This window comes from Schwartzia succinivorans DSM 10502 (genome assembly GCF_900129225.1).
In the GTDB taxonomy this organism is placed as follows: Bacteria; Bacillota; Negativicutes; order Selenomonadales; family Selenomonadaceae; genus Schwartzia; species Schwartzia succinivorans.
The window spans coordinates 149,463-172,890 of sequence record NZ_FQUG01000006.1 but is presented as its reverse complement, the minus strand read 5'-3'; the positions used below and the strand labels follow the sequence as shown (position 1 = coordinate 172,890).

At 44.3% G+C, this 23,428-nt stretch carries 17 protein-coding genes; all 17 read right to left on the bottom strand.

Features of this window, described 5'->3' with window-relative positions; translation table 11 throughout:
* Positions 1-152: 152 nt before the first annotated feature.
* Positions 153-2,132: a DHH family phosphoesterase gene (locus tag BUA83_RS08825; protein ID WP_072935871.1), complete on the bottom strand. Its 1,980-nt coding sequence runs from the start codon at positions 2,130-2,132 to the stop codon at positions 153-155.
* Positions 2,133-2,168: 36 nt separating this feature from the next.
* Positions 2,169-3,140 carry a YybS family protein gene (locus tag BUA83_RS08820; RefSeq protein ID WP_094756566.1) on the bottom strand — a complete coding sequence of 324 codons (972 nt, stop codon included), beginning with the start codon at positions 3,138-3,140 and terminating at the stop codon, positions 2,169-2,171.
* 306 nt (positions 3,141-3,446) lie between these two features.
* Positions 3,447-3,938, bottom strand: a complete 492-nt coding sequence (locus tag BUA83_RS08815) for a 5' nucleotidase, NT5C type (protein WP_072935870.1) — start codon at positions 3,936-3,938, stop codon at positions 3,447-3,449.
* Positions 3,939-3,963: 25 nt separating this feature from the next.
* On the bottom strand, positions 3,964-6,555 hold the full coding sequence (locus BUA83_RS08810) for a PHP domain-containing protein (RefSeq protein WP_072935869.1): 2,592 nt from the start codon (positions 6,553-6,555) through the stop codon (positions 3,964-3,966).
* A gap of 82 nt (positions 6,556-6,637) precedes the next feature.
* Positions 6,638-6,793 (bottom strand): hypothetical protein, encoded by a 156-nt coding sequence (locus BUA83_RS12665; RefSeq protein WP_159430499.1) that lies wholly within the window; start codon positions 6,791-6,793, stop codon positions 6,638-6,640.
* A gap of 112 nt (positions 6,794-6,905) precedes the next feature.
* A complete protein-coding gene (locus BUA83_RS08805; protein WP_072935868.1) occupies positions 6,906-8,309 on the bottom strand; it encodes a PolC-type DNA polymerase III family protein in 1,404 nt (467 codons plus the stop codon).
* Positions 8,310-8,345: 36 nt separating this feature from the next.
* On the bottom strand, positions 8,346-9,182 hold the full coding sequence (locus tag BUA83_RS08800) for a hypothetical protein (RefSeq protein WP_072935867.1): 837 nt from the start codon (positions 9,180-9,182) through the stop codon (positions 8,346-8,348).
* Positions 9,183-10,130: a hypothetical protein gene (locus tag BUA83_RS08795; RefSeq protein WP_072935866.1), complete on the bottom strand. Its 948-nt coding sequence runs from the start codon at positions 10,128-10,130 to the stop codon at positions 9,183-9,185. It lies immediately after the preceding gene.
* A 16-nt stretch (positions 10,131-10,146) separates the two neighbouring features.
* A complete protein-coding gene (locus BUA83_RS08790) occupies positions 10,147-11,133 on the bottom strand; it encodes a helix-turn-helix transcriptional regulator (protein ID WP_072935865.1) in 987 nt (328 codons plus the stop codon).
* A 19-nt stretch (positions 11,134-11,152) separates the two neighbouring features.
* The gene (locus BUA83_RS08785) at positions 11,153-12,718 is read right to left on the bottom strand and encodes a PD-(D/E)XK nuclease family protein (RefSeq protein ID WP_072935864.1); all 1,566 of its coding nucleotides are present in this window, start codon (positions 12,716-12,718) and stop codon (positions 11,153-11,155) included.
* 22 nt (positions 12,719-12,740) lie between these two features.
* Positions 12,741-12,980: a hypothetical protein gene (locus BUA83_RS08780; protein ID WP_072935863.1), complete on the bottom strand. Its 240-nt coding sequence runs from the start codon at positions 12,978-12,980 to the stop codon at positions 12,741-12,743.
* Between the two features lie 316 nt (positions 12,981-13,296).
* The gene (locus tag BUA83_RS08775) at positions 13,297-13,704 is read right to left on the bottom strand and encodes a hypothetical protein (protein WP_072935862.1); all 408 of its coding nucleotides are present in this window, start codon (positions 13,702-13,704) and stop codon (positions 13,297-13,299) included.
* Between the two features lie 610 nt (positions 13,705-14,314).
* A complete protein-coding gene (locus BUA83_RS08770; RefSeq protein WP_234988307.1) occupies positions 14,315-15,166 on the bottom strand; it encodes a DMT family transporter in 852 nt (283 codons plus the stop codon).
* Between the two features lie 32 nt (positions 15,167-15,198).
* Complete coding sequence (locus tag BUA83_RS08765) at positions 15,199-15,987, bottom strand: response regulator (RefSeq protein WP_072935860.1); 789 nt, start codon at positions 15,985-15,987, stop codon at positions 15,199-15,201.
* 5 nt (positions 15,988-15,992) lie between these two features.
* Positions 15,993-18,758: a hybrid sensor histidine kinase/response regulator gene (locus BUA83_RS08760; protein WP_072935859.1), complete on the bottom strand. Its 2,766-nt coding sequence runs from the start codon at positions 18,756-18,758 to the stop codon at positions 15,993-15,995.
* Positions 18,751-19,845 carry a BMP family ABC transporter substrate-binding protein gene (locus BUA83_RS08755; RefSeq protein WP_072935858.1) on the bottom strand — a complete coding sequence of 365 codons (1,095 nt, stop codon included), beginning with the start codon at positions 19,843-19,845 and terminating at the stop codon, positions 18,751-18,753. Before BUA83_RS08755 ends, BUA83_RS08760 begins: the two co-directional genes overlap by 8 nt.
* 2 nt (positions 19,846-19,847) lie before the next feature.
* Positions 19,848-23,219, bottom strand: coding sequence for an ATP-binding protein (locus BUA83_RS08750; RefSeq protein ID WP_072935857.1), 3,372 nt, complete (start codon positions 23,217-23,219; stop codon positions 19,848-19,850).
* Positions 23,220-23,428 lie beyond the last annotated feature (209 nt).

Sequence of the window (23,428 nt, the reverse complement as noted above, 5' to 3'; positions counted from 1 at the left end):
AACCCCCTAAGCTTCAATGTAAATAACATTCTATACTTTTTATATAAACAATATTCGACAAAATTCAAAAAATTCCTGCAAAGTCATTCATTTTCAAAAAATTTTAGAAAAAAATAAGACTGTGGAAAATTATCTTTCCACAGTCTAATTTATCATCCGTTTTCTTCTATATACTTTTTCGCTATTTCAACTGCCTCTGCTTCTATATCCTCAAGCACAGCATCCTTTATCTGCGCTCCCGCGACGTTCTGATGCCCGCCACCGCCAAAATGCTCCATGATGACCTGCACATTAAGCTCTCCCGAGGAACGGGCACTGATACCCACCACATCCTCCTCAAGCTTGAAAAAAACAAGGCTCATACGCACTGCCTCGATACGCAGCAGCGAGTCTGCCACCTGCGCGGCGATTGCCTGGATATTCGGAATCACATCAGGGCACGTCGTGACGATAAGGCCGCCCTCGTAGAGCTTCGCCGCCGCCGTCGCCTTTGCGATGGTAGTGCTTGTCTCGTAATCCGAGCGGAAAAGATACCGTATCACCACAGGGTCCGCCCCTGCGCGCCTGAGGTACGCCGCCGCCTCAAAGGTACGGACACCCGTCTGCACCCCGAAGTTTTTCGTATCAACAACGATACCTGAATAAAGCGCTGTAGCCTCAAGTCTTGTGAGAACCAAATCATTGCTGAGATACATAAGAAGCTCAGTCACAAGCTCACTGGTAGAGGAGGAGGACGGCTCAATATACATCAGCACCGAATTCTGAATCACGCTTTCGCTGCGGCGGTGATGGTCGATAACCACCACATTCTTGTACTTCTCCAAGAGCTTCGGAGAGGCTACAAGATGCGGGATATGAGTATCCACCACGATAAGCAGCGCATTTGAAGGCGCCATCGCCACAGCCTCGTTTTCCTTTATAAAGAGGTCAGCGTACTCCGGCTTCTCCTTCAGCATATCCGTCAGCTTGTCTATGCCTTCGTTCATATCGCTCAGGACTATATGGACAGGCTTTCTGCCTTCACGGGCCATCTTCGCCACACCGAAGGCAGCACCGAGAGCATCAAAATCCTCGTTCTGGTGGCCCATGACGAAAACTTCGTCCGCCTTCGCAATCAAATCACGGAGCGCATGTGCTACCACACGTGCCTTCACGCGTGTATGCTTCTCAACGGCCTGAGACTTGCCACCGAAGAACTGCGTCTTTCCGTCAATCTGCAGTGCCACCTGATCGCCGCCGCGGCCCAGTGCCAGCTCAAGATTCGAATGAGCCTGCATTGCAAGCTCGCTGAAGGACTGCCTGTCTGCCACCGCGATTCCCATAGAGAGCGTTACAGGCAGCTTGTTGGAGCCGTGCAGCGCGCGTACCTTGTCAAGCACCTCGAACTTATCCTGCATTGCCCTCTCAAGAGCGCTCCGCTCCAGGACTGCCACAAACGTTTCATCACCGACACGGCGCAGGAAACCGCCAAGCTTGCGCATCCACTCGTCAACAGTGCGGTTTACGTCAAAGAGAAGCGCCGTGCGCTCAGCCTCGGTAAGGCCCTGCAGCACCTCGTCGTAGTTATCAATCTCAATGTAGAAAATAGCCGTACGGCTGTCATGGTATGCCTTGCGGAGCTTTGCCACATCCGTGACATCCTGCACATAGAACGCCATGAGGCCCTCTTCGGCATCCTCAATCTTTACGGGACGGTACATTGCCCGATAGCTTGTTTCGCCCTCGGTAAAAATGTATTCTCCCGTCATGCCCCAGATGGGCTTCAAAATCATATCCGGCCAAAAATCTGCCACCATAGTGCCCTGCTCGCAGGTATGGCCGACAAACTCCCTAAGGGCGGGATTTGACCACTGAAGACGTCCGTCAGGGCTGACAATGAGCACTGCCTGCGGAATATAATTTATAGCATAATTTGACACCGCGTTTACGTTGCACACGACCTCGCGGCAATACTGCTCAAACTTCTCCTGTCTGTCCCGGCAGCGCTCACGCGCGAAAACAGCAAGGCATATCCATACCACAAGGCTGATAACGCCCATGTACATATTGAACGCGGCCAAAACCAGAACCATAATGCCGTAGACTGCAAGAAAAACACAGCTGTCAATCCACGCCGATAAATTCTTCGGCAACACTGTCACCTCATTTCTTCCGCCATCCGACGGACTTCACCGCTCAGCTCCGAAAAACTTTTTGCGGTAATCAAAAACAGTATCCAGAATACCCGCTATAGCAAGAATCTGGAACAAGAGACCATTCATAAAAATCATTATGAGGAAAATCGTACTGGCCCATCTTGACCAGTTGTAATGAGCCATGGCGTACTCAAAAACCACAACGCCCTCCACGAGGCCCGCGAGAGTAGCCGCCATGTAGCCGTTCATGCCTGCCTGAAAAAGAATGGGTATCTCATTGGCATGTCCGATATATGCCGCCACAAGAGACGCACCGAACAGCCACGCGAAAGCCTGGGGCAGACGCCACTCACGGAAGGGAGGCAGCACAGGCACCTCCATGCCGAGACGCTTGAAAACCTTTCCTGCCACGATGAAATTAACCATCGTATCCAAAAGGCCCATAGTAACGACCACCAACGGCAGGAGGATTTCTATGACACCGAGATTATGCTCGAAGGACTGCTTCGCCATCTCAATCTGAACCTCGTTCATGCCCATGCCCTTGTACATCTCGGCCGCCTGGGTGTATGACTCCCGAAGCATTTCCAGCTGTCCCGAAAAAGGATGAATCCCCGTGAGGAAAAACACCATCATGAGGGCAATTCCCTTGGCGAGAACAGAAACTACAATAGCCGCGGTAACAAGCCGTATACCCGACCAGCCCAGCCTGTATCCATATCCCAGCGCAAGTCCCACGGGAGCAAACGCCAGCGCAAGACGCACGGCAACAGTCGGTTCAATGATAACAGCGATGAGCACACTCGCCACGACGGCAGCCATCACGCCCCAGCGAAACCCGTGCCTTACCACCAATACCGTTATCGGAAGCGGCCACAAAAGAATCGCCACAAGACCGAGGAACGGCACATACACGCCGATAAGCGCCATCAGCACCGTAACGGCGGAAAGAATACCGCTCTCGGTTAAGGAATTTACTCTATGCTCCATATATTCAGAAATCAATCCTTTCAAAGCTCCATGAAGGAACACTTTCCCATGGTGAAACTATCGATAATAGAGTATTATATCGCATTCGCTTAACTTTTGCCACAGGCAAAACTTCCTGCGACCGCGTTTTCCCTAAAGGAGCGGGCTTCGCGTCACGCGGGCCTGAGAGATAATTTTAGCCGAGCTATATCAAAAGCGTATTACAAATGCAAAAGGAGCTGCGTATGCAGCCCCGTCGCAATCACATAAGTATTTTGGGCAGCCCCGCAAACACGGGCTGCCATAGCCTCCCGTTTTAACGCGCCGCCACAAGAATTCTTTTCAGCGAAACCGCTTCAATGTTTCTTCGGCAGAGATGAACAAAATACCTGTCCCGCCGCCTTTTTCCCACTCCCTGATGTTTTTCTCATAATCATCTATCAGAATGCAGTCTCTCCCGGTAACATAGTTTTTCTTTTCTTCCCTGTAAACGATATTGACCTTGATGTGCTTCCCAAGGTTTCTGCGTACCCATTCACTTTTATCATCAGCGGCTGTGTCAATACCCCTTCTCGGCTTAGGAATACCGCTCAGGATTTCACAGGCACCCGGGTATTCTTTATCAAGTTGCTGAAACATCTCTTTGGCACCAGGGCATAATTCCAGCTTATTATAAAAATGGTCCACATTTTTGATGGCTTCAAAGAGACGGTCATCATCGCCTTGATTTTTATTGCTCTGATCAACAGGCTCCATGCCGCATAATTCCCTAACACCACGGTCAAAATCTGCCAGCACTCCGTCCAGATCAAAATATATCTTTTTTATTTTCATAGCCGGTCTCCTTAAGATAAATATTTTATAGTGTATATCCTCGAATATACATTTCTTGAGCAATTTTTAAAATTTTTAACTTATCTTGCAAGTCTTCATCCAAGTCTCCAATATCTTTTAGTTTATTCAATTCGTCCTGTACTCTATTTTTTCCGTCTTTTATCACGTCCATATCGGATTCGTCTGCAAAACTTTCAATGTACGCACGATAAAATTCCTCTGGATAATGAACTTTGTAATACGCCAGTTGATATGACACTGTTAAACGGCCAATGAATTGGGCACGGGAATGTAAGTAGTAAATTTTTTGGCATGAATTTATGTACCAATCAGGAATGTCGTGTGCTTTGAGCATTTTTCTCGTATGTTTGCTGATACCTTTTCCTCTGCGTACATTTTCCATTATATGAGCGGCCTTAATTGGTTCAATTCCTTTTCTGATGAGATATGTCATAACATCTTCACGAGATCCTATCGCATCATTTATGTTACATAAACCACTACTGATTAATTCCTCGGTATTAATCTTCTTAATCATCATATATTGGCGAAGAGACAAGCCATAAACTTTTACAAATTCACTAAAGCTGTTGGGCTTTATTTTTGATAGAAGTCGACTAAAATCAGGCAATCCAAAGTACACAATGTCAAATATATCAGGAGACATTATACAATCTTCATCCACAATACCAGGCGTGCCCCCAGAACATAATAAGGAAAGCGTGTCAACATCATCCAATGATATATCCGAAGCCATACATTCAGTTTTTTCTTCCAATTTTTTTAAAACATCCAGTTCACGTGCTACTGGAACACTAAGTAACATAAGCTGACATCCCAGTGCCTCCTTATCAAAAAGTGTTGTCAGCCAACCATCATCATATTTTTCGAATGTCCTTAGAAGTGGTGTAAAATCATTGGAATCCATATTCTGTGGAATAACCACTAGCTGACCATGAAGTCCATCATTTGAAACTTTTACTCCGTGGAGTCTCTTCTCCATAAACCTCTGCACGTACTCATCATCACCATTGTAATGAAATTTAGTCAAAGTATGACCAAATACTTCAGTTAGTCGTTCTTTGTCCATGTTTTCGAGGTAACTTTGAACCTCTAAGAAGATATATTTATCTGAAATGATACGAGTTAGGCCTAAATGGAACACCTTATCTTGTCCGAGGATTTGTTTTATATGTGAAAAAACAGCATCTTTCCGCTCATATGGAAAACCGATTTCAATCATCTCCGTGGATTTGATATGATCATCACCAAAAAATATCTCATAAGGCATATCATATCCATCTTTACCAAGGCGCTTGCCACAATGAGGACAATCTCGATTAGGTAAATCTGTTCCAAACATGTATGTTCCATCGGAAACGAATTCACTGTATTGACATTCTGGGCAACGCCAATGAGGTGGTAAGGGATTAATATCTGTAATCTTTACAAGATATGCAACAAACGATGAAGCTATGAACTTATATGGTATAGTATGATAACCTCTTTCATGGATTTTCTTTACAAGTGTATGCCAAATTAAAAAAACAGACGAATAGCCATGATTAATAATATTCTTCAGTTCCTTAGTGAGTCTGGTTTCCACGACAGCAGGTAGTTTTTTCCCATATAATTTGTGTGCCATTTCATATGAAATATTTTCTATACTTTCATCGGCATTAGGTAAAACCGGCAAATGTGTACCTTCAGGAATTGGAACAATATCTTCAATCATATCAACAATACGCCTCGGATTATAGACAACAGCATCAAATGCTGTTGCCTTGCCGAGATACATAAAGTTTTCCAACATATCATCTGTGGTACGTAAAAATTGTGAGCCTCTGATATCAAGATTTTCTTCGAGTTCAATGGCTATAAAATTGCGGCATACATTATCCTCAGGCCTCAGGTAACGTACATCTCCTGTAGCAACAAATGGTTTATCAAGTGTTTTGGCCAGTTCAACAATCTTTCTGTTTATTTCACGTAAATCTTCATCACTGGAAATATTTGGATAATCAACATCATCAATCAGTGCAGCATAATTATCGATTGGCTGTATTTCCAAGTAATCATAAAAATCGGCAATTTCCAAAAGATTATCATTACTTTGTTGTGAAGCTATCGCTCTTACCAGTTCGCCATCCATCCCTGCTGATCCCAGAAGTATTCCCTCTCTGTTGATTTGCAGAATTTTTTTTGAGATGCAATGGTCAATATCACAAGGTTCAAGAAGGGATAACGTAACAATTTTATATAGATTACGCAGACCAGCACTATTTTTTACTAAAATAACAGCGTGGCCTAAAACATGTTGTTCCCACGTGTCGCCTTCCATGCAAACCTTCATACCGTAAATGATTTTTATATCCAGCTTTCCCAAATCAACAACTTGTCTAGCTTCAGGAAATGCCTCTACTGTACATATATCCGTAATAGCAACAGCTTTCCACCCCCAACGGGCTGCTGTTTCTATATAATCTTTCACTGACATCACAGAGTTATTCAAACTCATTTTTGTTTGTGCATTAAGTTCCACACGCTTATTTAAAGCTGTATCTGTATTAAAAAAAGCAATATATTCATCAAAATAATAATTGTTTTTTGTAATCATAACATCATCACTCCATCTGCCTATTGATTCTGCAACATATACCTATAAAAGCCGTTATTACATAATACTTCTGCATAAATGGTCATTTTTTCCGTTGAAAATCAAGTCCGTCATATATCCGAACCGGATTCCCACGCAAACACAGAGATAAAAAATCATCAAAAGTTAAAGTTGATGCTATGTCTTCAACTTTTCTATGTAACTCTGTATATTTTTTATCCTTTTTAATCCACCACATTTTCCTACCTCATTGTTTGATAAAATTTCTACTATGGAAATATATTTGAGCAAATATATTACGGAGTACACCAGATATAGGAGCTCCCCTCCATCAAAGGTAATTAAAAATTTCAAAGAGTATATCCACGCAGATACATTTCATGTGCAATTTTAAACAAGTTTAACTTTTCTTCCCATTCTTCCATTCCTTTACCTAAATATTTAGCATCCATTATTTTATCCAATTCTTCATTCACTTTATTCTTCCCATCTTTTATCACTTCAATATCGGATTTGTCTGCAAACACCTCAATATACGCGCGATAAAAATCCTCCGGATAGTGAGCCTTGTAATACGCCAGTTGATATGCAGCCATAACACAACTTACGTCATGAGCACGAGGAACTAGATACTGGATTTTTCTGCATGAAGCAATGTACCAACCAGGGATATCGTGTGCTTTTAACATTTCTTCCGTATCCCGGTCAACCTTTTTACCCTTGCGTACAGTCTCCATTATCCTAAAAGCGTCCGATGGCTTAATACCTTTTCGAATAAGATACAGCATAACATCATCACGATTCGCCACCACATTGCTGATTGTGCACACGCCATCTCGTATTAACGCCTCAGCGTTACCCCACCAAGTGCCTGATCCATGTGATAGAGAAGAAATTTTTACAAGTTCGCTGAAACAATTGGGTTTAATTTCCGATAGAATTTGACAAACATCAGGATCTGAAAATCCCTTAATCCCCCGCATACTGGTTTCATATCTCCACTCCTCAAACCCAGGTGGTTCAGCAAAGCGAATTGATGAAAGCGTATGAAAATCGTCAAAAGATATGTCCAAAAGGGAACAATGCGTGTTATCCTCCAGCTTTTTGAGCAAATCCAACTCATTGTACTTGAGAATATACAAGGTATGCTCGCCTAAATGCACTTGAACATATGGCTTCATAGTTTCATACGGTGGTGGTTCAACAGTTTCTGTAATTGATACATTATCCTTCCCTAAAAGCAGCTGCTCGATAAACCTTTTGACAAAAGGCTGTTCATGCATGGGAATGGTTATAGCGATATACGGCTTCCTACCGCCGTCTATCCCAAATAAAACCGCATAAGGGATATCATGCCCATCTTTTGTCATAGGTTCGCCACAATCGGGGCAATCATTGTCGGGCAAATCAAAGCCTGACGCATAAGTTCCATCAGTGACAAATTCACTATGGCAGCACTTTTGACAATGCCAATGGGGCGGGAGCGGATTAACATTTGTGATTCCCGCCAAATATGCAACCAACGATGAGCCAATCACTCCGCTGTAACAAAACGGATAATCGTCATCGCGTAATTGTTGAGCAATTTCTTGCGAAATCATAAACATCTCGGAATAATCGTGCTGAATAATAATCTTAAGCTCCGTTTCAAGTCTGTCCTGTACAATTACCGGGAGATTATGTCCGTACTCTCTATGCGCTTTCTCATATGCTATATTTTTTAAAGTTTTATCGGCATTTTGTATAATCGACATATAACGCCCTCAAGTTTATACCCTATTACTTTAATCTCATGTGTAATATCGGCCCTCTCTTCGCCTACGCAATCGGTTAGCCTTCTTTTGCCGTTTAGTCATTTTAGGCAGCTTAGATAACCCGGCAAGCTCCATACCTTCATCCGTATACCAATTAGGCATCCATGACTCCCCGTAATCCCGCATCATCAAAGTCCTTTGTGACTGTAATAATAGTTCAAATTCAAGTTTTCCCTGAACAAAGTTGCTTATGGCAATAAGGAGTCTTTCTTGTCCGTATAACTCTCCCTTAAATTTCACCAAATCCATGTAATTAAACATTACTTCGTTATATACAGTACCATCGGGATCCTGAAACCATCCATAGGCGTTCATATCTGATGTATCACCATGGACACATCTCTTGATATCCTCCTCATTATTTGCGATGTTATCAAGCACAAAAACACCGCCACAGCACCTATGTTTATGCGGATTTTCCCAAAACAGATGCACCAAGTCCCCTTTTCTGAACGGAGTTGGAAAGCAGTACCAACGGCTTTCAAAAGCATCCCTATACAAGTCTTGTTCATCATCGGTTAAATTTTCCAGATATTGGTTCCGGTCAATCTGAGCCTTATGTTTCTCACAAAAATCCATATGCTCCTGCAAAAAGGCATGAAGGCTTTCCCTGGCAACAGCAAAGCGACGTTTAGGCATAGGGCAGTCAGGCATATTATCGATAATCCAGCGATAAGCAGCGTGCTTTTCTTCCATTGTCTTATCTGCACTTTGGTATACCAGCCATGCGGCTTGCATTGAATCACATTTATAATCGATTTCATGCAGATACTCTCTTATATCTTTGGAATTGACGAAAGATAAAACATCCATCTATTTTCTCCATTTTTTATCACATTTTTCCATAAATTCTTCCATATTTTCAGTTAATTCACCAAATAATTTATCTTCGTCTTTGGATACAGGATACCAGCACACCTCTTTACCAAAAATATGTAACGTGTAGCTAGGATAGTCTTTGGCACTGGTGATTGATTTTGGTTCAATTCTACGTTCACGTCGATCCTTAATCCAAAGCACGCTGTTAAAAAATTTTAATAAGGCATTCTTTGGAATTTTTCCATAACCCAATTCTTCAATAACATTGATTTTACGCCATTCTCTTGCCATAATATCAAAATGATACGTATAACCCTCGTACTGTTTCCAGGTTCCGCCCCAATAAATGTACTCAAAAGATTCAGATTCCAAAAGTTCATATACATTTTCAATAGTTAAATCATCTTCAACTACTTCATTGACGAGCTTCTCTAACGCATTTCTGTTATTAGGAAAAAATGGAATTTGAGTATAGCCATATGAAGTAACTAATAATATGATAAAGCGGAATTTATCTCTTAATACATGATTTAAAAAAACTTTATCGTATTTTTCAAATATGTTGTTATCCCACTTATCAGTTAATAAAACTACTATTTTTTCAGTGTCCTTATATCGGTCCTCTTCGACCATTTTTGAACATTGTTCCTTGATATTTCTCAAAATATTATTTAAAGTGCTTTTTCCCCTACATACTGCAAGCAAATAAGGAAATGTATCACTAGGCGTACCAAAAGGAATAGTATTAAACCATGGCTTACCACAATTACTTTTTGCCCCATCTTGAGCAATGATACTATCTATATTTTGCAATGGAATGAGCTTATCATTTTCCATCACGCCTGCACCCTGGAGCATTTCTTTGGCTGTACCGGGAATTTCTATAGGATTTTCATGCATATTTATACGGTTTAACTCATTCCGAATATCACTTATTTTCATAATGATCTCCTCCAATCTACAGCTTATACCTATTATTCATATCCTGAATCGTCTTTGCTAATTCCTTGCGTAATTCCTTGGGCGCCAATACTTCAACATTCGCTCCATACTGTAAGGCCCAGTAAAACATGGCATTGTAATTGCATTTTACACTTACTGTAATTTCGTCATCATTCTTCTCAATGATACTGAAATCCTTCCCAAACCAGTCTATAAGATCATTCATCATTGAAACGGAAGTTTTTAGCTTGACTGGAACACTTTCGCCACAAAACAAATAGGTATGTTCCGCCATGTGTTTAGGCAGATTGAATCCATTTTCCAGACCTTCCACTTCTTTTACTGGCTTTATGGGTATATCAGTCATTTTAATATCTGTAATCCGGTCAATTCTGAAATGGGTAATACCCTGATATCTGTCAATGCTGCCCAATAAATAGTATCTGCCATTACTGGCCACCATCTGATACGGGCTGACAAGATAAGGGCTGTGCTCTCTGGGATGAAGCTTAAAATCCGTGCCATAGGAATTATATGTAAACTCCACCTTCTTCTTTTCCTCTATAGCATCATTAAGTGTGTCTACAACTATCATCACCTGTTTATTGTCCGTATGATTCAAATCCGGCAAGGCAATTACATGGGAAACCTTTGGTTTAAAATATTTGTTGCCCAGGTCCTGCAGTTTATCTATTAAGCGTTTCCCCTGGGTTGGAGAAATATGTCGGGAAAACAGAACGCTGTCAATGAGCATCCGTAATTCTGCATTTTCAAAATCCCGACTGGCAAAGTAATAGCCATCATCCATGCAGATGTCATACCCCAGATCAATCAAATCAAGCACATTTGACCTAACTGATCGCCTGTCACAGGTGATATCATAATCCCTCTTTAAAATACGAAGTATTTCCTGCTGGGAAAGATGATGATCCTCATCCGTATACTGCTGCAAAACTTCCAGTATTAGGAGTATAAGTAATTTCTTCCTGTCATTTCCGTACATAGTCACTATTCCTCATTATTTAAGACACTCTCTCAACTTTTGTAGTGTATGAAGTGGAATATACACTATCAAGCATTTTAATCAATTCCTCAATACCATCAGCTGACCAATATTTAGCTACATAAGCAAAATCTCCATTTTCTAACTTTATTGCCATATTTTTATCCGAGAAAAAATAGCCTTCAAAATCCGCTATGTTTTCGGTAAGATATTTATACTTACCTTCATATTCCTTTTTATAATCCTCATAATTATTTTTTATTTTTATTATCTCGGATTCAAACAAAATCACTTCCTTCAGCCAATTACTTCTAAATTTCTCTTGTAGCCTTCTTCTTAATGATTTAATATCACATTGCTGTTCATGCTGTTGTATAAAATCACAAATTATATCTCTGGCAAGAACACCAATATTTCTTCCCCTATTATTCGATATATATTCGAGCTCATTAAATATAAATTTTGAACGCTTATTAGAGTTTTTGACTATCTCCTGCAATTTACTATCTATCTCCATAAAACGATATAAATTAGCTATGGACAGCCAAAAATCCTTTTCGCTCTCTCTTAAAATAAATCCCTTATATTGCGCCTCATTAAATATCGATTCCAATATAGGCAGAATAACTTCATGATACTTTCCCCATAGCTGTCTAGCTAATATTTGCTCATGGTTAGAAACAGCCATAATTAAGTACTCATCATTAATTTTATTATGTTTATGTTTTTTTTCGGTTTCCTTGTCCATTGATGTTATTTTCGCCTGCCCAAGACAGCGAATGTAATCATTTATTCTTTGTGTTGTTATTGCATCCGTTGAAATATGTGCCAATGGTTCAATAAGGCCATCAAGCAAGGATTGATAATTAATGGTGATATAATCCGAGGACGTTGCAAATTGCTTTAATTGCCCCGTGTTTTTCTCTTTGGCATTAAATTTAAGTTCCGTTGTTGAAAAGGCATTCAAATATACATATAGCTTTATAGCGGTTTTTATATCTGCTTCGTCAAATGGCAAATTCTCAATTATTTTCTTAACCACTTTAGGAGATTTTAAATCTGACACATATGATTTTGTCTGATTATCATGCTCATAACTATGAATTTTATTCTCAATAAGTATTAATATATTGCGAACATTTTTCTTTTCATTAAATCGTTGGAATTTCAATTGTGCGACAGCAACAATGTCAGCACGACGTTTCCCTTCAAGAACAAGCTCCGTTACAATATACTGTTTAATAATTTCATATCTCCCGTACTGAATCTCATTTAGTAAGTAATCATTATCTTTGCCAAGCAAATTATTTTCATCAGTAGGATTTTCACAAGCAGCACCTGCATAAATCTCATTATTCATAAAACATATAGTATGGAAAAAATTGCGCATAGGAATACTTCCATAACCGTGCTCGCTATTCATATCCAAAAGCCAGCGCAAAAAACTACTATGAGGATTTTCTTGACGAGCTACCCCTAATATTCCCATCATGGTTTCTTTGGAATAGTAGTCATACAATGCAATATAATCATCATCATGCAAAAGATTCATATAGGACTTATAGTCAAATGGATAATCGCTCATTTTGTCCGTCCCTCCCACATTATTAGTCAATAAGCATAGCACACTCTCTGTCAAATTCATGCCATGCAGCCGATGGTGTTTTACTGGTAACCTTGAATGTCCGACCGGTTGTAACTGAACGGACTGTATACACCTCGCCAGGTTTAACTCCTTCACGGTCAGCAATAACCATTCTTAAGTGATGTACAACGTATTTTTTTGCTATAGTGTTGCCTTCTGCATCTAACAACTCATAGCCGTCGAGAAACAATCCACCAATCATGATACTTTGCCTCCTTCATACAGATTCCGTTTCCTCTTTGTAATGTCATTATAGCAATGTGACTGTGCAAAAAATTGTACCATTTATACATATAAACAAATTTGTCATTTATATGTCTAGATTCGACATCAGATATTTTATTCCTGCACACAATTACTTACTCGGTGTACTTTCATCACATCCCTTGAATAATCGCCGTTTCGAGAATCGCAGCATGTATCCGGCAGCATAAAAAATAGACCGGCAGACGAATCTGCCAGTCTAAGAAAAGTCATATTGTTCAGTTTCTCTAATCCAATTTGGTTAGAGATGCGCATTATATTAGCTGTTTAATCAAATCACTGTAGTAAGACTTGGTGTTATTCACTTCAGAAGAAAAACTATTGGCTAAATCTATTCTTAAGTCTTTCCAAATTTTGATAAACCTTTCGCAATCATCATCATTCTTAAATTGGATTGGCTTACCGTCATGTACCCCTGTAAAGAATTTAACATCTGAAATTGTATCAACTTTTGTCAACAGAAACGTTAGATAATCGTTTGATGTCGGCTCATTAGACTTCACTTTTACACCATCAAATATCAGGCAGAAAGTAACTAATTCATTTATCCAATGATTAACATCAGGCGAATCAGGATAAGCTCCTAATAGAAAAATCCGTTCCATAAATATGTCATGGTAATCTTCTAAATTATTAAGGAATTCTCTTCTGGAAATAGCCATTTGTACTACCTCGCTCAAACAAATACCAGTTAACAACCCTTTAATCGGTCCGCCATTGCCAGTAAATCTATGCGTCTTCAACTTCAGCAGTAAAGACGTACTGCCAAAATATCATGATTGTATTTTGCGAAACTGTATCATCAGATGGCATCTCTACCCAGGGATTTTTATCATATCGTTCCAATGCGAGAAAGCTGGTCTATGAATCAAACACCGAACAAGCATTTCAAAATTATAGACAGATTGCTTCAAATAGGTGTACAATTCTCTTTGGTGCTACCATTGACGGTAGGCGGTTCGCCCTCTGCGGAGGGACTGTGACCCTTCGTTGACATAGAAACCCTTACGGGAATCTTTCAAAGGAGGGAGCTGATGCCATGTCGATATCAGAGCTTTTATCCGTTCTCGGATATACGGCTACGATATTCGCACTGGGCTACACGCTTGGTGTTAACGCCAATAAACAGAAATAACCGCCCCGGTCTGGAAAACTAGGCGGCTATCTCTGTTCTAGTATTCTGGGCGACCGTCTACCGGCAGCACCTTTTCTTTATCTAAAGCATAGCACAACGTATATCATGGTGCAAGCATCGAAAACAATCCTATCATTCTACCTCGCCAGCAAAAACACGCTGGCAAGTATAAGCGCGCTGCCTATAAAATCCATCGGCACAAAGGACTGTCCCAGAAGCAGGGATGAAATCACTATTGCTGTCACCGGCTCCACAGATGCCAGTACCCCTGCCTCACCCGGCTGGATGTACTGCGTACTCCCGAGGTAGAGCCAGAAGGCGAACACTGTTCCGAATATGAGTATATAGATAAAAGCCAGTGATGAGTACAGATTCCACACTCCCGTGCTGTCCCAGGGCGGCGCGATTATGGACAGTGGCAGGCCGCCTGCTATCATGCCCCAGCCGATGACGAGGGGCGCGTTCCAGTCACGGATAAGTCCCTTCGGTGATAGTGTATAGACCGCACCTGCCACGCCCGATATGAGTCCCCACACAAGAGCGGGCAGCGGTATCACGAAGGTCTCAAGGCTTCCATGTGTGACAAGAAGAAACGTTCCGCCCATAGCGAGCAGAACGCATAAAATTTCTATCGGCCGTGGAAGTCTGCGGCTTTTCAGCGACATGTACACAACAAGGAAAGCCGGCATTGTGTACTGCAGCACAGTTGCTGCCGCCGCGTTTCCGTATATGATGCTGACAAAGTAGGAATACTGCACGAGAAGCATTCCCACAAGCGCGAAGAATATGAGCATAAAAGCATCACGGCGGTTCTTCCATATATCAAATATGTGACCGCTGCTTCTGAAAGCGTCGATAGCGAGGAAGACAATCCCTGCAAATATCATGCGCGATGCCACCAGCCATTCAGGCTGAAAGGCACAGTCCTGCAGAAGATACTGTCCCGCAACACCCGAAGCGCCCCAAAGTGTCCCCCCGGATACTGCCATAAGGACTCCTTTGGTACGGACATTCATCCTTCTCAGACGACTCCCTTCTGATGCAGCATTTCATATCTGCGTTTTTCAAAAAACTCATGAAGCCCCTTGAGGAGCGCGTCACGGCTGGCGGATTTCAGGAAATATCCGTCAGGCTTCAGGGACACTACCTTCATTACGCTCTCACGGTCGCCCTTGCCCGTGAGGAAGATGACAGGAATCTTATCCACCTTGTATTCGCTTCTTATCATTTCAAGCACCTGCGGGCCGCTGATGACAGGCATCTCGTAATCCAGCAGTATGAGGTCGGGATGGTTGTCAGCGAGGTGCAGCAGCGCCTGAGTTCCGCTGGTGACGATGGTAACCCTGTAGTAGTTCATGAGCCAGCCCTTTACCATCTTGAGATACGCGCTGTCGTCGTCCACAAGAAGGATACTCTTGCGGCGCGAGTTATCGGAGTTAATCTCAAGAAGGTGATTGAGTTCGTCCACAAGCTTCTGCATGTCAAAGGGACGCACAAACCGTGCCGCCAGAAGCGGAGCAGGTATCGTTTTTTCGACAGTCTCAAGCTCCACAGGGTTTCCAAGCAGCACCAGCATTTTTTCCTTTTCAGTGCAGACTTCGCGGAGTTCAGCCAGTATCTCAGATTTTTCCGAGACAAATCCATCAAGGAAAAATACATAGAGATCCGTTTCGTCCTCATGCTCCTCCAGCTCACTCAGCGTCGAGGATATTTCAATCATTGTAAATCCTGCCGCCTTGAGATTTTTGCGTACCGCATTTACCATGAATGAGGTTCCGCTGTTGATAAACAAAATCTTTTTCTCTTCCATATTCTTCACGCTTTCCTTTCAAGCAAATCCTTTACCTTATCCCAGTCCAGACGGGCTGCCGCGCGCCTGATTTCTTCCATCCATGCCTTTTTGTCCTCGGGCATCCGGTATTCCTTCAGCTCCTCGAAGACGAAGCGTATGCTTTCTTCGTCAAAGGACGCCGCCATTTCACGGATAGCGCCCACGGCCTCCTCCAGCTCGTCAGCTCCGATGAGAGGCTTTTCGCTTTCATCGGCTTCTTCCTCGCCAAGAGGAGAGAGCTTTTCACGGAAGGCCTCGTACAAATTCAAAAGCGCCTCCGTGTCTCTTTTTATTTCTTCTATATACCCCGCGTTCCCCGCGTCCTCAAGGCGCATTGCGCGGTTGCTGAGCTCCTCGGCTCCTATAATGCGCGCCGTACTTTTGAGGGCGTGGACCTTGACGGTATAATTTTTCCAATCTTCATTATCATAGAGACTTCGGATTTCTGCAAGTCCCTCGGGGATGGAATCATAAAATACCCTTAGTGTCGCAAGGTACGCATCCGTCCCCCCGCAGTTAGCGAGACCGTTTTCCGTGCGTATGTCTCCCACGGCATACAACCAGTCCGGCAGGGGCTCCATCGGCTTTTCTTCCTCTGCCGCCACCCTCTGCACCTTTTCAGCAGGCAGATACTGTATCAGCATCGCCTCCAGCTGCGCGCTGTTTATGGGCTTTGTCAGATAATCCGTAAAGCCTGCCTTTATATACATTTCCCGTGCTCCCGATACGGCATTTGCCGTGAGGGATATCATGGGGATTTTTTTGTTTCTCGTTCCCTCGGAGGCGAGGAATTTTTCCAGTGTTTCTATACCGTCCATGTTCGGCATTCTGTGGTCAAGGAACACCACATCGTAGTCCCTTTCCGCCAAAAGCTTCAGCGCTTCCGCGCCGCTTCCCGCGGTATCCACCTGAAGCTCAGTCTGCTTCAGAAGCCCCTTCGCCACCTCAAGATTCATAGGCGTGTCATCCACTATGAGAATCCTTGCGCCGGGTGCCCTGAAGCTTTCCTCGTAGATGTCCGTCTGGGTGATTGATGCGGTGTATGCAGCGTCGAAATCTCCCAGAGGAACACTGTTTATTATCTCCTGGGGTATATGCACGGTAAAGACAGAGCCCTCGCCGTACACGGAATCCACACCCATCCAGCCGTGCATGAGTGTCAGGAGCTGCTTCGTGATATTCATTCCGAGGCCCGTTCCCTCAATGGTACGGTTGCGCTCCTCCTCAATGCGCTCAAAGGCGGTGAAAAGCTTTTCCTTGTCCTCCGCCTTTATGCCGATTCCTGTATCCGCCACGGATACCACCAGCATGAGCATTTTCTCCGTTTTCGGTTCGAATTTTACGGACAGGGTGATGCTTCCCTTCTCCGTATATTTTACCGCATTTGTTAAAAGATTTGTTATAATTTGTTTTATTCTGACCTCGTCGCCCCGAAGCACACTGGGGACAGCGCTGTCCACATCCACCTTCAGGGTTAGGTTCTTTGCCTCTGCCCGTCCGTGAATGAGATTTATCATGTCGTTTATAACGGATCCTACTGAATATTCTACAGGAATAATATCCATTTTCCCAGCAGCAATTTTTGAAAAATCCAAAACATCATTTATGAGTCCCAGAAGACTCTTTCCCGCGCTGGCAATCTCCTTTGCGTGCTGCCGCGTGGAGGCTTCCTTCGTCTCACGGAGAATCATTTCATCCAGCCCCAGCACCGCGTTTATCGGCGTGCGGATTTCATGGCTCATGTTGGCAAGGAACTCGCTCTTTGCTCTGTTGGCATCATCCGCCACCCGCCTTGCTTCCTCTGCGGTGGATTTCGCCCGGCGAAGCTCGTCGCTTTCCTCGGCTCTCGCCTGCTGATAGAAAAGATACATGCTGATGGCGACGAAAAGCACCATCAAAAGCACGAATACACCCAGCACCAGGTCATATATATGGAACTGGTCTCCCGCAACAGCTTCCCACGGCACAAAGCCAAGCACCCTGAGATTTGAATTGGCAATGTCCGCCGCCATAAGAAAATATCTTTCACCGCCGGCTCCGTAATAAAGCGCCGCTGCCTTTTCATTTTTCAGCTTTTCGCCGACGTCGGAAAATCCGTTATAAACAGTGTCATCAAGGAATATGTCCATGTAATCGTCGGCATAGACTTCATAGGGCATGACAGGGGTACAGTCATTCCTGCAGATAATAAAGCGGGCGGCATTTCTCTTGAACCGCGCGATGCTGAAATGCTTGGCAAGATTCTCCTGCTTGTAATATCTGTAAAAAATCCCCTGCACATTGCCTCCGCGCATGACCGGCACCGCAAAGACAAGTCCGTGGCCTCTCGCAAAGTCCATCACAGGATAGCCCAAAAAGGCATTCCCGATTCCCGGGAAAACAACTCTGTTCACCGTGCGGCTCGTATCAAAGCGGTCCTTTGCGTAGAGGATTCCAACCTCATCGGATTCACCTTTAAGATGGGCCAGCATTATGGGAATATCCTCAGGGTGCTCGGCCGCAGCCGAGGCAGCCTTTCCAAGCTCTCCTGTTTCCGTCTGAAACCGCGCCTCCATCAGAAGCGCTACATCCTCCGCCATCTGGGTAAGGCTGTCCTCCATGGAGGCGTTCAAAAGGCCGACGACCTTCGTCTGCAGCATAAAGCCAAGGCCTGTCAGCAGCAGAAACAGCAGGGCAAACTCTACAGTAATACGCCGCAGAAAACGGTTTCTTACTTCCTCAGATTCGAAGTGGATCCATTCCTTAATCAAACTTCTCCACTCCCTTCACATACCATGAAAGATTACTCATCATAGCGCTGTCAGGCATTATATCGCCGTCATTAATCCTAAGAACGCCACTGTTGTCGTAGACGGGCCCTGTGAAAATAAACTCCCCGTCATTTATTTTGCCGATGCATTCCTGTACCTTTTTACGTGCCTCGGGGGTAACACGCTCCGAATATCCGGTGAGATACACTGTTCCCGTCTCCATGCCTGTCCAGTGATTATCCACATAATTCAGATCACCCTTTTTGTAGCTTTTAAGCATGTCAATAAAATACATTTTCCAGCTGATGCATACATCAAACAGATGATGAGGAGATTTTGACGGAGACGGAGAAAATGCCCCTATGTAATCTATCCCCAGCTCATCGGCAGTCTTTTCTACATTTCTTTCAAGACGGTGATATGTGATGACATCCAGCTTATTTTCCCTGACGGCCCTTTTAATTTTGCCATCCATCAGCTCTTCGCTGCTTGCTGTGATTACCAGAATACGTGCGTCAGGCTTTACCTTCCTCACTCCCATTGCAAAGGCATTGATGTCAGCCCGCACCTCTCCCGTTTCCTTTCCTGTGCAGTAGCCTACCACATTGGAATCGGACATCATTCCTGCCGCAACACCCGCGTAGTAACGGCCTTCAAACATGCGTATGAAATATCCCGTCATGTTCTTTTTGTACTGATTTGGCGTAGAGGTGGAAAATGCTATGTCTGGATAACCTCCAACCAATGCCTTTGCCGCCTGAACGTAGCTCGGAGTTGAAAGAAAAATCATTCCGATGCCCTGCTCGGAAAGAGCACGTATATCGTCGTCAAGAAGCTCTATATCAGAATTTTTCCTGACAATGAGCTTTATATTCATCTCCTCGCAGGCCGCCTTCATCCCATCATACTGTGCGGATGCCGCCATGATTTCCCCGTAGTTGGCAGGCAGCACCATGCCCACCGCGGTCTGCTCCTTTTCCCCGGAGCCCGCAAAGCTCATGATGACACCTGCCGCCACAGTGAAAAAAACAAGAATCAAAAGGACTATGACATATCTGCCGCTCAGCATATTTCTGAAGCCTTTCATGATTATCCTCTGCTTTCTTCATCCAAAAGGCGCTTTGCTTCGTCCCAGTCAGGCTTCATGGCAGCCGCCTTCACCTTCTCCATCCAGCCCTTTATGTTTTCGGGCATACGGTACTCGGCAAGCTCCTCGAACACATAGCCCAGGCTGTCGTAATCGAACTGTTCCACAAATTCCCTTATGGTTCCTATAACCTCGGCAAGTTCATCCTTGCCAATGACAGGCTTCTCGTCAGCCTCCTCCTTGCTGTCTCCGAACATGGACAGGAGATTCTGATACTTTTTATAGAGTGTCAGCATAGCCTCCGTATCCTTCTGGATTTCTTCTATATATCCCGCGTTTCCGGCGTTTTCAAGCCGCTTTGCCCTTTCGCTCAGCTCCATTGCGCCTATGATACGCGCCGTGCTCTTCAGGGCATGAACCTTGATAGTATAGTTTTTCCAGTCGTTCTTGTCATAGGCATCCTGTATATCCCGGGCCATCTCGGGGATAGACTCGTAAAAGACCTTCAGCGTAGAAAGATAGTCCGACGAGGTTCCGCAGTTTTCTATACCTGCCTTCACATCAAGCTCCCGCATGCCAAAGAGCCAGTTCGGAAGATCCGAATCCGAGGACTTCTTCTTGTCCGCCACGGTGATTTTCACCTTTCCCGGGGGCAGGTATTTCACCAGCATTGCCTCCAGCTGATTGCTGTTTATGGGCTTTGTGAGATAGTCCGTAAAGCCTTCCTTTATATACATCTCCCTTGCTCCCGACACGGCATTCGCCGTAAGGGAAATCACAGGAGTGGATTTGTTGTGGGGAGAATCAGAAGCCCTGAACGCCTTCAGGGTTTCAATACCGTCCATGACAGGCATGCGGTGGTCGAGGAAAATAACGTCGTAATCACGCTTGGAAAGAAGCCGCAGCGCTTCCTCTCCGCCGCCTGCCGTGTCAATGACGAGCTTCGTCTGCTTCAAAAGCCCCTTAACAACAGTGAGATTCATCTCCGTATCGTCTACTACGAGAATGCGCGCGGTAGGCGCTGTAAAGCTCTCCCTGTACACCTCGTTCTGCATCATACGTCTTACGGCATCGCCGAAATTGCCCATGGGTGTTTCATCCATTATGGGCTGTGTAAGCTCAAAGAAAAACTTAGAGCCCCTGCCGTAGGTACTTGTCACCTTCAGCTCCGCCCCCATAAGCGCAAGAAGCCGCTGGGTGATATTCATGCCCAGACCTGTTCCCTCTATGGTGCGGTTTCTTTCCTCCTCTATGCGCTCAAAGGCAGAGAAAAGCTTCGGAATGTCCTCCTTCTTTATTCCGATTCCCGTATCCTTTACCTCGAAATAAAGACGCACCTCGCCGTCCTTCCTGTATTTCTCGCGCACAGTAAGAGTAATCTGTCCCTTTTCCGTATACTTGATTCCGTTGGTTATGATATTCGTGAGAATCTGCTTTATGCGGATTTCATCACCCTTTATAACACTTGGCAGGAAGGGGTCTACCTCTATGATGAACCTGAGCCCCTTGTCTCCTGCCCGCTTGCTCAGCATGTTCATGATATCGTTCAGGACGGAACTCAATGCGTACTCCACAGGGATGATATCCATGCGCCCGGACTCAATCTTTGAAAAATCAAGAATATCATTTATGAGAGACAGCAGACTGTTGCCTGCGCCACGGATATTTTCCGCGTATTCGCGGGTAAAGGGCTCCTTCGTCTCACGGAGAATCATCTCATCCATGCCCAGCACGGCATTTATAGGCGTGCGGATTTCATGGCTCATATTTGAAAGGAACTGGGACTTCGCAATATTAGCCGCATCAGCCTTCTGCACCAGATGACCGAACTCCTGCGTCTTGTCCGCCAGAGCGTGGGCCATTTCCTCAAGAGTTTCATTCTTCTCCTCCAGCTCCTTCATCGTCGCATCAAGGAAAGAAGCAAGACGGGTGGAAAAAGGAATAACGCCGACGGGCTTTTTATCCTCCGCAACGACCTCTTCCTGATAATCAGTCCGCTCATCACCCTCACGAAGACCGAGGAAGACAACAGTATTGTTCATGATACCGCCCTTTTTATGATGGCGGAACACCTCTGCCTGCCCCAAAACCCCTGCCACATCGGGAACAAGACGGCTGAAATAACCTATCTCCGTGTTTTCCAGTTCTCCCATAAACACCTGACGGTTGCTGCAGGTACACATGAAAAGCACCTGAGGCGAAAACACCTCCATACGCAGGCTCGCCCTGCGGCTCTCCGAAAGAATCTCCCGGGGATTGCCGTAGGCAAGGCGCACTCTCTCGCCCTGCCGCACATCGCCGACCATATAAAGACGATGCTGCTCATCAAAAAAGAAGGGCACACGGGCTATCCGCACATCATCACGCTCAATGACCATTGGAAACTCGACAATATTCGCAAAAAAGAGCGTTTTACCGGCCTCTACCCCAAGGTATTTTTTATAAATCTCTGTCGCAGGCTCATCATCAATCCTTGAAAGGCAGTTGTTTCCGAAAGTCTCTGTAATGACCATTTCCTTTCCGATGGGCTTCCACCCAAGTATATGCTCCCCATGAACGTGCAGACTCTCACCACTGTAAAAAATCATGAGAGCACCCATGTGTATTCCCTTTTTACCAATAACATACTGCTCCAGCTTCATGCCGAAGGTTTCATCAAGCTTCTGCAAAAATCCGATAAAAATCCGGTGCATATCCGAAGACTCCGCGGCCTTTCCCATCTCCTTCGGGAGAAGCGAATGAACAGCCTCCGCGATTTTGCGGTAATCCGAAGTGATCTTCTCCTCCGGCTCCACAGGCTGACGGATGGAAAGCTCCCGTCCTATAAGCTCAAAAATAGACTCCTGCAGAAGCTCCCCCTTATATTGGAAAAACATTCCCGACATAGCTCCGAAAACAGGTACCTCGGGAATCTCGTCCCCAAGCCTTTCAACAAAACGCGAAAAGGCTGTATTAAGCCCTGTGACGTAGACCTCGACAGCCTTGAGGTTTTCCACGGCCTTCGCCTGTTCTCCGAACTTTTTCCCCAGCTCGTCATAGTCCTCCACAAGACCGTTATAATCCATGACCGTGATTGAAGCCTGCTCCGTCGTGATAAAACAGAGCTCGATGCTTCTGCGGCCCTTCATTTTTTCATAATAGGTCTTCGATACACCGACTACCTCGATGCCCGGGAGCTGCTTTCGAAGGCTTTTTACAATCTTCTCGGCCTCAACCATAAAAATGCCCTGAAAAAGAACCTTCAAAAGGGCGCACTTCGCCCCGCTCTTTTCGGCCAGCTCCTTCATCTCTTCGCAGTAATGCTTTAATTCCTTTTTTTCTGCCGTTCCCAGAACACTCTTATCAAGGAAGAGTCTGTATATCTTCTGCTGCATAAAATTTTCTCCTCTGCAGTGACCTGAAAAAACACTTCGTCATAATTCTATAATTCGATATTCAATACCTTTTTCCTGCAAATCTAATTACAATCGCAAAACATTTCATATTTTTTTAATTCATGCGACGAGATTTTACTCAAACCTAAAATCCTTTATCGGGTTTCAGGCCTGCTGCTAATCAGCTTCACCAATACAGTTACGACGCG